The organism is Amphritea atlantica (assembly GCF_024347255.1).
Classification (GTDB): Bacteria; Pseudomonadota; Gammaproteobacteria; order Pseudomonadales; family Balneatricaceae; genus Amphritea; species Amphritea atlantica.
Genome location: NZ_AP025284.1, coordinates 3,260,838 through 3,277,234, shown reverse-complemented (window position 1 = coordinate 3,277,234; position 16,397 = coordinate 3,260,838). Strand labels below are relative to the sequence as shown.

Genomic DNA, 16,397 nt, shown 5'->3' with positions numbered 1-16,397 from the left:
GTCTTTAGCGCTTATTTTCGGGTAGGGGTGAGCCCTGGCCTGGCAGCCAGTTGTTATATTAAGTGCAGCATTTTGCTCCCTGATTTAATCCGTGAACATAAATCAGGGGGCTGTGGGATGATTACGCTTGTCTGTCATCAAGGCTACGCTGAAAAGTTATTTTTTGCGGCGCGTTGTTTTTTCCAACGATTCTGTTTCGCTTCAGGTTATTTCCGTTTGGATATTTCCCGCATCAGACCACTCAGATCAAGCCCCTGAAGTTCGGCAAGTTTCTGAATATCATTTTGGGTACGGGGAGGCACTTTACTGGCGGCCTTAACGGCCTGCTTTTTCTCTGCGGTTTTTTGTTTAACTTTTTCCAGCAGATTATTTAACTGTTCCAGACTGAGATGACTCAGCTGTTCATCTACTTCATTACTAAACATCGGATATGTAAATTTTCCTGAGAGACGATCTAATCCTTACGTTCCTGCAGCGGTTGCAGATCACTCATACATCCATGGTCGACCGCGCAACAGCTAGCCAGAGGCGGTTTTTGCCGTCTGCCTGGTTAAGCAACGTTAAATTATCTCTGAACGGGTTGTGCGGGAGGCTAACTATAGCACTCAAATCGTTTGTTTTTAAACTGATATTGCAGCTATTCTCACCGCCCGGCCATTTTTAAAGGTTTCAGCGGCTGAAATCTCAAAACCACACTGTCGCAGCAGCGCGGTAATATCCTCAGGGTGATAGCGGTTATGTTCCTGAAAATGCTGAAACGCATCCACCAGAGCATCGTAGTCCGGTGTCTGGCTTGCCAGATCGATCCCGCTATATTGATGCTGCAGATAATCCGCCAAAGGCTGGCGCACCATATCGCAGAGAACAAGCACACCACCGGGCTTCAGCCAGCGGCGTAGTTTACTGAACAGCGTTACCGGCTGGTGCAGTTCATGAATCAGCAGATTGGCCAGGGCGATATCCACTGAGTGTTGCGGCAGTTCGGTTGCGGGGTTATTGAGATCATCACAGATGATGTTCACATTGGCTGCCAGATCTTCCATCCGCTCCAGCATATAGGGCGCCAGTTCAAACCCTGTCAGGGTGGCGTGGGGATACTGTTGTGCCAGTTGGTTCAGCCACAGGCCCGTGCCGCAGCCCAGGTCGATAACTGAAGCCTGATCTGACAGGTGTGCAGCGCAATGATGCTGCCAGAACGCCTGAAAATCTGCGTCATGATTTTTTGCGTAGCTCTGAACGGTTTTTTCGGCCGCTTTCTGACCATCACCACCATGATGATGGCGCAGATATTCGGTGGTTTCTTGCATCTTTGTTACAGTGTCCCGCTGACCATAGTATGGCGATTATTTTCATGTTTTAATGCCGACTTCGCAAACTAAAAGTTGCTATTCAGATGCATCAGATCAAGCGTACCGGCGTTAAACGTTTCTATTTTGCCACTAAATATTCAATGCAGGGGATTAAAGCGGCCTGGCAGGAAGAGCCCGCTTTTCGCTATGAGGTTTGTGCGGTTGTGGTTATGCTGCCCGCGGCCTTCTGGCTGGCGCAGTCTGGCATACAGCTGGCACTGTTGCTGGCCTGCTGTTTTCTGGTGCTGGCGTTTGAGATTGTTAACTCGGCGATAGAGGCGGTAGTGGATCGCTGGGGGCCGGAATATCATGAGCTGGCTGGGCGGGCTAAAGATATGGGCTCCGCCGCCGTCTTTATGATGCTCAATATGACCTGGGTGGTATGGGCCGGTGTTGCCTGGGACAACGGCTATCTGGATTTTGTCAAAGCGCTGTTTTAAAAAGATTAATTCAGCAATGCTCTGATCTCCGGCAGGCAGGAGCCGCAGTTACTGCCGCACTTCAGTTTGGCCGCCAGTTCGTCGGTGCTCGCCGCGCCCTGACTGATCGCCTGTTGGATCTGCTTTTCCCCCACCTCAAAACAGCTGCAGATAATCGCACCGCAGTCAGTGCTGTTATCCACCGGTTTACCGGCCAGCAGTGCCATCCGTTGTGCCGCAGTACTGATCGGTTGGGCAAACTGCTTACTCAGCCATGCACTGTTGGGCAGGGCCTTGTCCGAAACCGGTGCAGTGGTGGCGAAGAACAGCAGCTCCGGTTGTTGATTGGCAAATGTTGCCAGCCGGTAAGCTGCAGTGGAATTCAGCTCGATTCTATCTTTGCCGATCTCAACAACGGACTCTAGCCATTCCTGCCAGTTTACCGGAAGCAGCAGCCCTGCCAATTCATAGCGGAATCCTTTTTCCAGGGGGATTTTACACCAGTATTCGCAGGGCAGGTCGGAGAGCTCTTTATCGCTAATCAGAATACCCCGCCAGAGGCTGTTCAGTTTGCGGATAGTGACCGGACAATACTTGGACTCGGGTTGCCCGGCAATCGGATCACAGATCGGGGCTATCAGGCTGTCCACCCGGGCCAGTGAGGTAAACTGTGCGCTCCAGTGGATCGGCATAAACAGTGAACCAGCAGGCTGCCTGTCGGTGACGTTGGCACGCACCACACAACGGCCGAGGGCGTTGCTGACTTCCACCAGATCATTATCAGCGATCTGGTTGTGTGCGGCATCCTCAGGTGAGATCTCCACAAACGGCTGATCAATATGGTTGAGCAGGCGGCTGGCTTTGCCGGTGCGGGTCATGGTGTGCCACTGATCGCGGATACGACCGGTATTGAGCACCAGAGGAAACTGTTCTGAGGTCTGATTTACCGGGGTTGAAGGCGTGACAGCAACCATCCTGGCCCGGCCAGACGGAGTGTTGAACTGACCACTCTGAAACAGCCTCTTAGGATTTAAGTTTGCCTGCTTAGCTGCTGGCCAGCGGACCGGTTGCAGCTGGTTATACTGTTCTTCAGTGAGAGATTTCAGGGCGCTGATATCGAAGTAACGCCGGCCGTTATTTCTGTATCCGGAAAGGGCTGCATGCTCGGTAAATATTTCACCCGGAGACCTGAATCCGAAACCCGCGTCAAACCCCATAGCCCGTGCTACGGAACAGATAATCTGCCAGTCATGGCGACTATTGCCTGCGGGCTTGAGAAACCCCCGCTGCCGCGATATAACCCGCTCGGAGTTGGTGACGGTGCCGTCTTTTTCTGCCCAGCCGGTGGCGGGCAACAACACGTTGGCGCAGGCGGTGGTGTCGGTTTTTTCAATGCAGTCGGACACCACCACTAACTCGCAGCGTTGCAGTGCCTCGCGGACAAGATCGGCGTCCGGCAAACTGGCGACAGGGTTGGTGCCCATGATCCAGATCGCTTTGATGCGGCCATCATGCACCGCCTGGAACATATCCACCGCTTTCAATCCCTCCTGGTGGACCATGTTTGGTGCCTGCCAGAAGGTCTCAACCAGTTCGATATTAGCCGGATCACTGAAATCCATATGCGCCGCCAACTGATTGGCCAGTCCGCCGACCTCCCGTCCACCCATGGCGTTGGGCTGGCCGGTAATGGAGAAGGGCGCTGCCCCCGGTTTGCCGATCTTTCCGGTAGCAAGGTGGCAGTTGATGATCGCATTGCCCTTATCGACCCCGGATGAGGACTGATTGATCCCCTGAGAGAACAGGGTGACAACTTTCTCTGTGCAGCTGAACCAGTCATATAACAGACCCAGATCGGTCTCAGGCAGACCACAGAGTCGGGCGGATTCTGCCACACTGCCGGTCAGTTGTTTCGCCGCTAGCAGGGCGCTGTCAAAGCCTTCGGTATGGTTGTCGATAAAGGTGGAATCCAGGGCATCATTGTCCGCCAGATAACTCAGCAGGCCGGTAAACAGATAGCCATCGCTACCGGGTTTGAGCGGCAGATGCAGATCGGCAATATCGCAGGTAGCAGTTTGCCGGGGGTCGATAACAACGATCTTCATCTGCGGACGGGCTTTTTTAGCGGCCACAATACGCTGATAAATAACCGGATGTGCCCAGGCCGTGTTCGAACCGGTGAGAATCAGTAATTCCGCCAGTTCCAGATCTTCATAGCAGCCGGGCACCAGGTCGGCACCAAAGGCCCGCTTGTGGGCTGCCACTGCGGAAGACATGCAGAGGCGTGAGTTGGTATCGACATTGGCCGAGCCGATATAGCCTTTCATCAGCTTATTGGCAACGTAATAGTCTTCGGTCAGAATCTGACCGGAGAGGTACAGCGCGACAGAGTCGGGGCCATGCTCTTCGATGGTTTTACGAAATCCCTGGGCAACATGATCGATGGCCTGCTCCCAACTGACGCTGGTGCCATCAATCCGGGGTTCCAGTAAGCGGCCATCCAGGCCGGTTGTCTCATGCAATGCAGACCCTTTTACACAGAGACGTCCCTGATTGGCCGGATGATCCCGGTCGCCGCTGACCGCAATCAGCCGGTTGTCGCTGACTTCGGCGTTGACACCACAACCGACGCCACAGTAGGGGCAGGTGGTTTTAACCTGGCATGTGTCTGAGGTGTTCGTCATCTATCAGGGTTTCCTGTGTATCTGTGTTTCAATTGCTGTTTTTACCCGGCTGTTATATCAGAGCTTTTATCAGCGCCGATGTAAGAGCTGATATAAGAACCGATATAAGAGCTTATATAAGCACCTCGACCTGGCCCTGTTCAATCCGGGCCGGCCACGCCTGGATGCGGGTGTTTTCATCATCCAGGCAGCGACCGGTTTTCAGGCAGAAATGCTGTTTATAAACGGGTGAGGCGACAAACAGATCATCCCCTTTTGAGCCGATCAGTCCCCGTGACAGGACATTGGCCTGGCTGAATGGATCATGGTTAGCAATGGCAAATACCGCTTGCTGCTTTTTGACATAAAACAGTGCCACCTGAGTGTCTGCCACCAGGGCGCAGATGCCAGAGTCAGCGATCAGGTCATTTTGGCTGCATACGGCAGTCCAGTGTTTGGTAGTAGTCATCATTCTTTCCTCTGTATCAGCTCACCAGTTTGATCGGTTCGGCCTCAACCTCAGCCTTTTCCTGCGGAGTTGCCGGGCGGATTTGCTGGCGCTCCTCGACAAATATGACGTTGCTGTCTGGGGCTTCTGAGTTAACGAAATGGCGGAACCGCTTCAGCGCTTGCGGGCTTTCCAGAGTGGTTTTCCATTCGCACTGGTAGGTGGCTACAACATGGGCCATCTGTTGTTCCAGCTCTTCGCCCAGGCTCAGGCTGTCGTTGATAATCACCTGACGCAGGTAGTCCAGTCCGCCCTCCATATTTTCCATCCAGACGGAGGTGCGCTGCAGGCGGTCCGCTGTCTTGATATAAAACATCAGGATGCGGTCGATGTAGCGGATCAGGGTGTCGCGGTCGAGGTCGGTGGCAAACAGGTCGCCGTGGCGGGGTTTCATTCCGCCGTTACCGCAGACATACAGGTTCCAGCCTTTTTCGGTGGCGATCACGCCGATATCCTTGCTTTGTGCCTCGGCGCACTCACGGGTGCAGCCGGACACGGCAAACTTGATCTTGTGCGGCGCTCGCAGCCCCTTGTAACGGTTTTCCAGATCAATCGCCAGGCCGACGCTGTCATCCACCCCGAAGCGGCACCAGGTGCTGCCGACGCAGGATTTAACGGTACGCAGGGATTTGCCGTAGGCGTGGCCGGTTTCAAAGCCAGCGTCGATCAGTTCCTGCCAGATATCCGGCAGTTGCTCCAGCCGGGCGCCAAACAGGTCAACCCGCTGGCCGCCGGTGATCTTGCTGTAGAGGTTATATTTCTTCGCTACCTGACCCAGTACAATCAGTTTGTCGGCGGTAATCTCACCACCGGCAACCCGGGGCACCACCGAATAGGTGCCATCTTTCTGCATGTTCGCCATAAAGGTGTCATTGGTATCCTGCAGGCCGACGTTTTGCTCCGTCAGGATGTAATCGTTCCAGCAGGATGCCAGAATACTGCCCACCGCAGGGCGGCAGATTTCACAACCATGGCCGCGGCCGTGTTTCTCCAACAGCTCATCGAAACTGCGGATCTCTTCAATGCGGATAAGGTTGTACAGATCCTGACGGGTGTAAGGGAAGTGTTCGCACAGATCGCGATTAACTTCGACCCCCATCTCCTCCAGTTCATGGTTTACCAGATCGGTCAGCAGGGCAGAGCAGCCGCCACAGCCGGTAGCCGCTTTAGTGCTGCCTTTGACGTCGGCCAGGGTGCAGCAGCCGCCATCGAGTGCGGCGCGCACATCCGCTTTACTGACATCATGGCAGGAGCAGATCTGAGCGGTTTCCGGCAGCGCGGCAACCCCGAGACCGGTCTGCTTGTCGTCGCCCCGGTTGGGCAAAATCAGGGTGTCCGGGTATTCCGGCAGATGGATACCGTTGAGCATATACTGCAGCAGTGTGCCGTACTGCTCAGCATCACCCACCAGAATAGCGCCCAGCAGAATCTTACCATCCTCTGACACCACCAGTTTTTTGTACACTTCGGCACGTTCATCGACAAAGCTGTATACCCGTGCCCCGGGCGTCTGGCCGTGGGCATCGCCAATGCTGGCAACATCGACCCCCATCAGTTTCAGTTTGGTGCTCATATCGGCACCGGTGAAGCTGTCGCTTCCGCCGGTCAGGTGAGACACCGCGACTTTGGCCATCTGGTTGCCGGGGGCCACCAGACCAAATATCTGTTTGTTCCACAGGGCGCACTCACCGATGGCATAGATCGAGGGATCGGAGGTCTGGCAGTTGTTATTGATGACGATACCGCCGCGCTCACCCACTTCCAGGTCAGACTCACGCGCCAGTTCATCCCGGGGACGGATGCCGGCAGAGAACAGGATCAGATCGGTTTCCAGCACCTCGCCATCGGCAAAATTCATTTTGTGGAAACACTCTTCGCCATCATCGATCAGTTGGGTATTCTTTTGCGTATGCACGCTCACACCCAGTGCCTCGATCTTCTGCCGCAACATGGCTCCGCCGCCATTATCCAGCTGCACCGCCATCAACCGTGGGGCAAACTCCACTACATGGGTTTCCAGGCCCAGATCGGTTAGTGCTTTGGCCGCTTCCAGCCCCAGCAGGCCACCGCCGACAACGGTGCCTACGCGAGATTTTTTGGCCGCTTCCGCAATCGCATCGAGATCGTCAATGGTGCGGTATACCAGGCACTGTTGACGGTCGTGGCCGGGTACCGGGGGCACGAACGGATAGGATCCGGTCGCCAGCACCAGCTTGTCGTAGCTCAGTTCGCGGCCTTTGTCGGTGGTCACCGATTTATACCCTCTGTCGATCCCGGTCACGGTTTCACCGGTGAGTACATTCAGTCCCCAGCTGCGGTAGAGGTCTGCATTACCCATCGCCAGGTCTTCAGCGGTTGCCCCGGAGAAGTAAGCGCTCAGATGCACCCGGTCATAGGCCAGTCGGCTTTCTTCACAAAACACGGTGACTTCAAAATTATCCAACTGACCACTATCGGCCAGGCTCTGTAGAAATTGGTGGCCAACCATACCGTTTCCGGCGATTACCAGTTTTGTTTTACTCATGAGGTTGCTCCTGTTGCCAGACATAATTCAGGTGCTGAAGTCTGGATCTCTTCTACACCGACAGGGGTTAATTGGGGGATCGATTCAGCTTCGCAGTAGCGCCGGCCAAAAATCAGGTCCGGCGTCAGGTGCTGAACCTGTTGCTGGGTCTGAATCAGTTCGAAGTACCAGTTACCATCATTAACAGCGCCATAGAGCACGGCGCCGGCGAGTTTCTGGTGACGAAAAATGAGTTTGCGATAGGTGCCGCTGGCGAGGTCCTGACAGATCACCGACTCGGTTTCCGGGCTGTCGAGAAACTCACCGGCGGAAAACAGGTCAATGCCTGAAACCTTCAGTTTGGTGGCACAGGGCTGCACCCGGAAAAGGCTGTCAGAGGTGCGGCACAGCTGGTCTGCCAAAACGGTTGCCTGATCCCACAGGGGGGCAACCAGACCGAAGGTGTGGCTGCCGAACTGGGTGCATTCTCCCAGGGCATATACATTCGGATGAGAGCTCTGCAGCCGGTCATTGACCAGCACCCCTTTGTCGCAATCGATTCCGCTGACCTTAGCCAGCTTGTGATTGGGTGTGATACCGATAGCGATCACGGCCAGTCCGGTGTGGATCACCGAACCGTCACTCAGGGTTACCTGCTGAAGTGTTTCCGGGCGTGGGTGCACTTCGCTTTTTGAACCTCCAGAGAGGTATGCAGAGTTCTCATCAGAAGATACCTGACCTGAAAACTGGCTGATTTCAGCATTCAGCCGGAAGGTGATGCCGCGTGCTTCCAGTGACTGTTGCAACATTCTGCCTGCCGCGGGGTCCAGCTGCCGGTTCAGCAGCCAGTCACCGCGATGGATGACGGTGACGTTCAGCCCCTGTTGACGCAAGCCCCAGGCCGCTTCAAGTCCCAGTAATCCACCGCCGATCACCGTAGCATGCTGGGTATTGCTGACTTTGCTCATGATGCGGTCAATATCATCGAGATTGCGGAAACTCAGGATGCCATCCAGATCACAGTTCCGGGCTGCGGGGGGGATTACCGGTTCAGACCCGGTGGCCAGCACCAGTTTGTCATAGCTAAAAAGGCTACCGCTTTGGCAGGTCAGGGTCTGGGTAGCAGTATCGATTGCGATAACCGGATCGCCACTGTGAAGGGTGATACTGTTTTCCTGATACCACTGCTCTGAATGGGTGATAATCTCATCCGCTCTGATCTCTCCGGCGAGTACGGGCGAGAGCATTATGCGGTTGTAATTCGCATAACCCTCAGCGCCGAATACGGTGATCCGGTAGAGATCAGGATCCCGTTTCAGAATCTCGTCCAGCAGACGGCCGCATGCCATGCCGTTGCCGATAATGATGAGATGAGCTTTAGCCATAAAAAAAATCCAAAAAAAAATGGCATTCACCAACCAGTACGAGTGCGAAGTACTGGAGGATGAACACCATTGTCCAAAAAAATATGAGAAGCCTAAGATAGGCATATCAGATAATGCAGATGCTATGCCATTTATATTTTAATCTTTTAAAAACAATTATTTATATATTTTTTGATGATTATTTAGTCATCCAGAAGAGCTTTTTCGTGCACCAATAGTGCTAATCTGGTCGAATACCGCACCTTTGTGGTGCCACGATTTAGCGGGTGTACAGATACAGCAGCACCAGATTAGACATCAGCAACAGCAGGCAGAATATCTGCCATACCAGCAGTGGGTTTTTCCTGATCAGTGGTTGCTTGCTGATATCCGCCGCCAGCTTCTGATTGGGGGTGGTAAAGTCCTGAATAAATTCCGACAGCGCCTGATAGCGATGCACCGGGTTGGGCTGCAGGGCTTTTTGCAGGCAGCCTTCCATCCACAGTGGCAGGTCTCTGCGCTGGTGGATCGCGGGCCGGTAACTGAGTTCGCTATAGTTGTCGATGCTCACCTGCTTAACCGAGTGCTCTTTAAACGGCAGTGTACCCGTGAGCATTTCGTAGCTGATGACCGCCAGAGAGAAAAGGTCCGAGCGGAAGCTGCCTTTTTGCCCCATCAGATATTCAGGGGCGATATAGTTGACTGAGCCCTGGGGGACCGACTTATCCAGTGGTGAACCCAGTTCGTTGATGCCGGCGATCAGAACGGTTCCGAAATCCAGAATTTTAACCTGGCCGTCCCGGTTGAGCATGATGTTTTCAGGCTTCAGATCCTGATGCACCATATCCTGCCGCTGGAAGGCGCGCAGCCCTTTGATCGCCTGTTGAATAATCGGGCGCACCAGATCGGGTGAGGGCAGTGGATGATCATCCATCCACTGGCGCAGATTTACCCCCTCTATATATTCTCCTAAATAATAGAGGAAGCGTTTCTCCCCCGCTGGACTGAAGGTTTTCATCACATTGGGGTGGTTTAGCTGTTGGCCAACCCACTCCTCACGCACAAATCCGTCGAGATAGAGCGGGTCATCGTCAAAGTTGACAGAGGGGGCTTTGAGGGTATAAATCTGGCCACTGCTGAGTTCGCGGACTTTGTACATGTGGCTGCGGGTACCACTGAAAATAATATCCAGTACCTCATAGTCGTCGATTCTGTTACCCACCTTCATGACCGGCGGGATCGGTAAGCGGGTCAGTCTTCGGTGACTTTCATCCAGAGTTTCAGCGGGCAACTGATCCACCCGCACCAGCAGCACGGTGAGATTGTCATCGCTGCCGTTTGTCAGAGCCTGCTCAACGATGCGTCGTGCTACCGTTTCAAGGCTGTCCTGCTGAATCTGGCTCAGCAGCGCTTTTAACTCGTTCATACTGAGATATTCATGGACGCCATCGGTACTCAACAGCAACAGATCGCCGTTGATCAGATCCTGCTGCGAGAAATCAACTTCAAGGTGCCGGTCAGCGCCCAGCGCCCGGGACAGATAGTTACGCCCCCGTTCCGTACGGCTGTGATCGTTAGTGAGCTGTTCCAGCTGCTGATTGCGCCACTGGTAGATACGGGAGTCCCCGACATGAAAGGTGTACAGCGTACTGGACTTAATGATCAGTGCCGAAAAAGTTGTCAGCATACTGTCGCGGTGTGCCGGGAGGACGTTGTTCTGCTGATGCAGCCAGCTGTTTAGCCCGGTCACCACCCGTGAGACCGACTGTTTAACACTCCAGCTGTGCGGGGTGCTGAAATAATCTTCAATAAAACTGGTCACGGAGGTCTGACTGGCGATATGCGAGTCCTGACAACTACTGACACCATCGGCAATGGCGGCGGCTGCCCCTTTAAAGCGGCGGCTGTTGTTGTCTGGCGGCTGGTGAGCGGCGAAGGCATCCTGATTGACCGGCTTTCTGCCCGCCACCGAGTAGCCGCCAAAGCTGACTTGCGGCGCTGAGTGTTGTGAGTGCGGCTTCGGTTCGGCCTTCATTATGCGGCTATTCCTGTGTTGAGATACGCTGCCCGGTCAGACGCCGGACAGCACAGGGATCAGGTGACGCTGATCAGCTCGACCGTGCCGTCATCGTTGACTTCGGCAATATGGCCTTTTGGCTCTTCAAGAAACAGCAGCGTGACAAAGCCCAGCACGGCGGTGGCTGCGATAACGATAAAGAATGATTGATAGCTTACCATCGACAGCACCGTCAAGTAGAACACGGCTCCCACATTACCATAGGCGCCGGTCATGCCTGCCACCTGGCCGGTCAGACGACGCTTAATCAGAGGGACGACGGCAAAAACGGCACCTTCACCCGCCTGCACGAAGAAGGAGCACGCCATCGCCGTGATTACAGCGATGATCAGTGGCCAGCTGTTATCGATCATCGCCATCAGTGCATAACCCACCGCCAGACCAGCAGTAAGAATCAGCAGGGTCTTTTTGCGGCCGAAACGATCACTGATCCAGCCGCCACCAGGGCGGGACATCAGGTTCATAAAGGCGTATGCCGAGGCCAGTAGCCCGGCAACCACCATATTCAGTTCAAACACATCTGCAAAGAACAGTGGCAGCATAGACACTACCGCCAGCTCTGAACCAAAGGTGGCGAAGTAGAGGATGTTCAGTACCGCCACCTGCTTAAACTTATATTGTTCAATCTCTGGCACCGGTTTTATAAACACTTCCCGGTTAACGTTGTAGGCGCTGTAGCAGTCATAGATGAATATGGCGATCAGCGACAGATTGATAGTCAGTGCGGCGGTTGCACTGATAACACTGACACCCGCCGGGGACAGCTTCCAGGTCAGCAGCGCGAGCGCGGCATACATCGGAATCTTCATAATCAGCAGAAACAGGAAATCCCCTTTGCTGGTGACTTCCAGTCCGCCAATTTTTTTCGGTTTGAAATAGGTTGAGCCTTTCGGTGTATCGCTGACATTGACGTACCAGATGACGCTGAACACCAGACTGATCAGTCCAGTCAGACCAACCGCATAGCGCCAGCCATCCTCACCGCCAAACAGCAGGGCGAGGGTAGGCAGGCTCATGGCCGCGGCGGCTGAACCAAAATTACCCCAGCCGCCGTAAATACCCTCGGCGGTGCCCAGTTCATTGGCCGGAAACCACTCACTGACCATGCGGATACCGATGACAAAACCGGCCCCGACAAACCCCAGCAGAAAACGGGAGATAGCCGCTTCGGCGAAATTATCCGCCAGGGCAAACATAAAACAGGGGATGCTGGAGATCAGCAGTAGTGCAGAGTAGGTGAGTCGTGGGCCGTATTTATCGGTCAGCATACCGATAATAATCCGGGCTGGAATGGTCAGGGCGACGTTAAGAATCAGCAGTGTTTTGATCTCAGCTTTGCTCAGGCCCAGCGATTCTGCAATCGCACCCAATAAGGGTGCATGGTTGAACCAGACAAAAAAAGTGATGAAGAATGCGATCCAGCTGAAATGCAGGATCTTCATCTTCCCGCTAAGCGAGAAAAGATTAAATTTGGTGGCTTCATTCATGCGTAGTGCCTTTGCTTATTGTTAATAATCCGGAACAAAAAAAAACGCCCGGAAACCTTCCATACATTGATGGAGTCTCCGAGCGCCATTGCTCAAATAAGTGCGCCGAACAGATTAACTGCCCTTTTTCGGTGCACTAAATTAACACTGTTAATCTTTGGTGCTTCCCGCTAAAAGATAGATTGCGCGCTAACTATCTGTTTTTATGTAACTGTTCTTGTTACACCAGATTGTCAGGCGGCTTCCTCGCTGTTCTGTTCTGCGCTTGATTGTTCAGTATCCTGCAGGTTTTGTGCCTGTTTATCACTTTCAGTCTTTTTTTCGGATAACGCGGAGACCTTTACCTCTTCACCGGGTTGACGCTGCTTTTCATAAAGGAAGCTCAGAACTGCGGCACGATAGTGGTTATATTGCGCATCATCCGCCAGCTCCAGTCGATGGCGGGGGCGCTCCAGATTAACCTCAAGTATTTCTCCCACCGTGGCCGCCGGGCCATTGGTCATCATCACGATGCGATCAGAGAGCAGCACCGCCTCGTCAACATCGTGAGTGATCATTATCACGGTGTTATTCAGATCCGCCTGAATCTCCATCAGTGAATCCTGCAGGTGCGCACGGGTCAGCGCGTCCAGTGCACCAAAGGGTTCATCCATCAGCATTACCGTGGGTTCCATCGCCAGAGCCCGGGCGATGCCAACCCGCTGTTTCATGCCGCCGGAGATCTCATCCGGGCGTTTATGCATCGCATGATCCATATGCACCAGCTGCAGGTTGTGTTCGATCCACTCCTTCATCTCAGCTTTGGATTTGCTGTTTTTAAAGACCTGTTTTACCGCCAGCTCGACGTTCTCATAGGCGGTCAGCCAGGGCAGCAGGGAGTGGTTCTGAAACACTACCGCTCTTTCCGGACCGGGTTCGTTAACCTCTTTGCCATCCAACAGTATGCCGCCTTTGGTGGCCTGATAGAGACCGGCAACGATATTCAGTACGGTGGACTTGCCGCAACCAGAGTGGCCGATCAGCGAGACAAACTCGCCCCGCTCGATCTTCAGATTGACATTACTCAGGGCTTTAAAGGGGCCGCTGGGCGTCGGAAAATCGATATCGACGCCGGTAAGCTCCAGATGTGTTTTTGCAGTCATGATCTTTCTCCTTACCGGTTAACGCAGTTCCTGAGTCTTATCCCAGGAAACCTTCTTCTGTAGCATCAGCATGATCCGATCGAGCATAAAACCGATCAGACCGATCACAATCACCGCCACCATAATCCGTCCCAGTGAGTTGGAACTGCCGTTCTGAAACTCATCCCAGACAAATTTACCCAGCCCGGGGTTTTGCGCCAGCATCTCGGCGGCAATCAACACCATCCAGGCGATCCCCAATGACAGCCGTAAACCGGTGAAAATCATCGGGATCGCAGAGGGGATAACAATCTTGATGACGTGAGTCAGCCAGGACAGACGCAGCACCTTGCTGACATTGTTGAGATCGGCACTGATGGAGGAGACTCCCACCGCCGTATTCAGCAGGGTGGGCCACAGGCAGCAGAGCGACACGGTGATCAGCGAGGTGACAAAGGACTTTGCAAACATCGGGTCATCGCTGACATACAACGCGCTGACCACCATGGTGACCAGCGGCAGCCAGGCCAGCGGAGAGACCGGTTTAAACAGCTGAATCACCGGGTTGAAGGCGCTGTAGAGGGTTTTATTCAGACCAATCACAATGCCCGCCGGGATGGCGATCAGCGATGCGGCAAAAAAACCGGCCAGTACGGTGACCAGGCTGGTGCCGATCTGATCGATAAAAGTCGCTTTACCGGTATAGGCGCGGACCTTGATCTCTGCGTCGGGATTTTTCGCCAGTTTCTTAGCATTGCGGTCATCCTGACGCTGATAAAACGCGGCTTCTTTCTGGCGCTCCCGGTTATGTTCAGCGAGCAGGTTTTTACTCTGCTCGTACACCTGAGCGGGGCCTGGAAACTCCCCCAGTGAGGTGTGGATATTGCGGGCGCCGATATTCCAGATAAACAGGAAGATCAGTATACCGGTCATCGGTACCACCAGTGCTTTAATCAGCGCTGCCAGGTTGAGCTTGTCCGTTAAGCCAAACGGCTTTAACAGTTTCAGTGCCATGCTACTCATAATCAGTCTCCATCGGGTCGCCCAGGGCGACCCTTTGGTTTTCTTTCCGGGGTTTTCCTGAAGGCTTATTCACAAGCGCTTTAATCAGTTAAATTTTGCTGTCGGGTTTCAGGCCGATCTTAAACTTCGTCAGATACTCGTTAGGCTTATGGCCGTCATAGGTGATGCCATCAATAAACTGAGTCTGAGGGGCCTTAAAGCCGGTTTCAGTGGCAAAGTCCGGGAACTCGCTGGCGTCCAGTTTACCCTCTGCAATCAACTCTTTTGCTGCAATGGCATAGATATCAGGGCGGTAAACCTTCTTCGCGGTTTCCATAAACCACTCATCGGATTTAGGCTCGGCAATCTGACCCCAGCGACGCATCTGCGTCAGGTACCAGATCGCATCGGAGTAGTAAGGATAGGTGGCGTTGTGACGGAAGAAGACGTTGAAGTCAGGCACTTCCCGCTTATCCCCCTTCTCATATTCAAAGGTGCCGGTCATCGAGTTGGCAATGACATCGTAATCGGCCCCCACATATTCCGGACGGGAGAGAATATCCACCGCTTCAGGGCGGTTGCCGTTGTTATTGTCATCCAGCCATTTTGCTGCGCGGATCATCGCTTTAACGACCCGGATATGGGTGTTGGGGTACTGATCGGCCCAGGCTTTGGAAACGCCAAACACTTTCTCGGGGTTGTCTTTCCAGATCTCATAATCGGTCACGACCGGCACACCGATACCCTTAAATACCGCTTGCTGGTTCCAGGGCTCGCCAACACAGTAGCCATAGATAGTGCCGGCTTCCATGGTGGATGGCATCTGTGGCGGTGGTGTCACTGAGAGCAGGGCATCGGCATCGATCTGTCCGGCAGTGTCGCCTTTCTGAGGGGCATAGTAACCCGGATGGATGCCTCCGGCTGCCAGCCAGTAGCGCAGTTCATAGTTGTGTGTAGACACAGGAAACACCATGCCCATCTTAAAGGGCTTACCCTCGGCTTTGTAAGCATCAACAACTGGCTTCAGTGCATCGGCTTTAATCGGGTGCAGCGGTTTGCCGTCGGCCCCTTTTTCCACATAGGGTTTCATCTGTTCCCAGATATCGTTGGAGACGGTAATCGCGTTGCCGTTCAGGTCCATACTGAAGGCGGTAATGATATGCGCCTGCGTACCAAAACCGATGGTTGCCCCCAGTGGCTGACCCGCCAGCATGTGGGCGCCATCCAACTGACCATCGATCACCCGGTCCAGCAGCACCTTCCAGTTTGCCTGGGCTTCCAGCTGAACATACAGTCCCTCATCTTCGAAGTAGCCTTTTTCATAGGCAATCGCGAGTGGTGCCATATCGGTCAGCTTAATAAAGCCAAACTTCAGCTCCTCTTTTTCCGGTTCGCCCACGCTGGCCTGAGCCGCGTTCAGTGTCAGCAGGCTGCTGACGGCAAGCGCGCCGCAGGTTTTTACCGCGTTTTTCAGTAGCGTTCGACGGCCTATCATTTTAGAAAGCAGTGTGTGAGTCATGTTGTGTGGCTCCTGAATGTGCAAAAAAGCAAAAAAAAACGCCTGCCCCACCGATAAAACTATCGGTAGGAGCAGACGTCGTTGTCAGATGTGAAATCAGGGAATTCCCGATTTCTGAAATATTGTATTTGTTATCCCTTACAAAGCAGGCTGCATGCCATGATATTAATAATGCATATAAAACAATGGATTATGTGTTTTGATTTTAAATGCAGAGAGTTGAGAATTGATAAAGCGCACTTTAATTGTGCCGTTTTTTGATTCTGATTGCCGTTCTGCGCTCAGATTGAGCAAAACATATTCACGGCATTGGCGCCGCTTTCAAACGCTCCCTTCCCGGGTGATTACGGTAGGCGCATAACTGTCGAGCAGGTATAATGCGCGC

At 53.6% G+C, this 16,397-nt stretch carries 12 protein-coding genes; 1 reads left to right on the top strand and 11 read right to left on the bottom strand.

Translation table 11 applies throughout. The features are described 5' to 3' along the window. Nucleotides 1-206: 206 nt before the first annotated feature. On the bottom strand, nt 207-425 hold the full coding sequence (locus tag OCU43_RS14915; RefSeq protein WP_091356583.1) for a hypothetical protein: 219 nt from the start codon (nt 423-425) through the stop codon (nt 207-209). 195 nt (nt 426-620) lie between these two features. Then, nucleotides 621-1,307: a class I SAM-dependent methyltransferase gene (locus OCU43_RS14910; RefSeq protein ID WP_091356586.1), complete on the bottom strand. Its 687-nt coding sequence runs from the start codon at nt 1,305-1,307 to the stop codon at nt 621-623. Between the two features lie 86 nt (nt 1,308-1,393). Here OCU43_RS14910 and OCU43_RS14905 point away from each other — a divergent pair, with 86 nt between their 5' ends. After that, entirely contained in the window at nt 1,394-1,789 is a 396-nt protein-coding gene (locus OCU43_RS14905) for a diacylglycerol kinase (protein ID WP_175483480.1), read from the top strand. A gap of 5 nt (nt 1,790-1,794) precedes the next feature. Here OCU43_RS14905 and OCU43_RS14900 read toward each other — a convergent pair whose 3' ends face one another. The 9 genes from OCU43_RS14900 to OCU43_RS14860 all read right to left on the bottom strand — a co-directional run bounded on the left by OCU43_RS14900 (nt 1,795) and on the right by OCU43_RS14860 (nt 16,012). Further along, entirely contained in the window at nt 1,795-4,452 is a 2,658-nt protein-coding gene (locus OCU43_RS14900) for a nitrate reductase (RefSeq protein WP_091356587.1), read from the bottom strand. 112 nt (nt 4,453-4,564) lie between these two features. Then, the gene (nirD, locus tag OCU43_RS14895; RefSeq protein ID WP_091357126.1) at nt 4,565-4,900 is read right to left on the bottom strand and encodes a nitrite reductase small subunit NirD; all 336 of its coding nucleotides are present in this window, start codon (nt 4,898-4,900) and stop codon (nt 4,565-4,567) included. A gap of 16 nt (nt 4,901-4,916) precedes the next feature. After that, nucleotides 4,917-7,463, bottom strand: a complete 2,547-nt coding sequence (gene nirB, locus OCU43_RS14890; protein ID WP_091356590.1) for a nitrite reductase large subunit NirB — start codon at nt 7,461-7,463, stop codon at nt 4,917-4,919. Beyond that, nucleotides 7,460-8,827 (bottom strand): NAD(P)/FAD-dependent oxidoreductase, encoded by a 1,368-nt coding sequence (locus OCU43_RS14885; RefSeq protein WP_175483481.1) that lies wholly within the window; start codon nt 8,825-8,827, stop codon nt 7,460-7,462. Before OCU43_RS14885 ends, nirB begins: the two co-directional genes overlap by 4 nt. 259 nt (nt 8,828-9,086) lie before the next feature. After that, on the bottom strand, nt 9,087-10,841 hold the full coding sequence (locus tag OCU43_RS14880; protein ID WP_091356594.1) for a bifunctional protein-serine/threonine kinase/phosphatase: 1,755 nt from the start codon (nt 10,839-10,841) through the stop codon (nt 9,087-9,089). A gap of 59 nt (nt 10,842-10,900) precedes the next feature. Then, complete coding sequence (locus tag OCU43_RS14875) at nt 10,901-12,370, bottom strand: NarK family nitrate/nitrite MFS transporter (protein WP_091356596.1); 1,470 nt, start codon at nt 12,368-12,370, stop codon at nt 10,901-10,903. A gap of 233 nt (nt 12,371-12,603) precedes the next feature. Next, complete coding sequence (locus tag OCU43_RS14870) at nt 12,604-13,512, bottom strand: ABC transporter ATP-binding protein (RefSeq protein WP_091356598.1); 909 nt, start codon at nt 13,510-13,512, stop codon at nt 12,604-12,606. 18 nt (nt 13,513-13,530) lie between these two features. Beyond that, entirely contained in the window at nt 13,531-14,514 is a 984-nt protein-coding gene (locus OCU43_RS14865; RefSeq protein ID WP_091356600.1) for an ABC transporter permease, read from the bottom strand. A gap of 88 nt (nt 14,515-14,602) precedes the next feature. Beyond that, nucleotides 14,603-16,012, bottom strand: a complete 1,410-nt coding sequence (locus OCU43_RS14860) for a CmpA/NrtA family ABC transporter substrate-binding protein (RefSeq protein ID WP_091356602.1) — start codon at nt 16,010-16,012, stop codon at nt 14,603-14,605. Between the last annotated feature and the right edge of the window lie 385 nt (nt 16,013-16,397).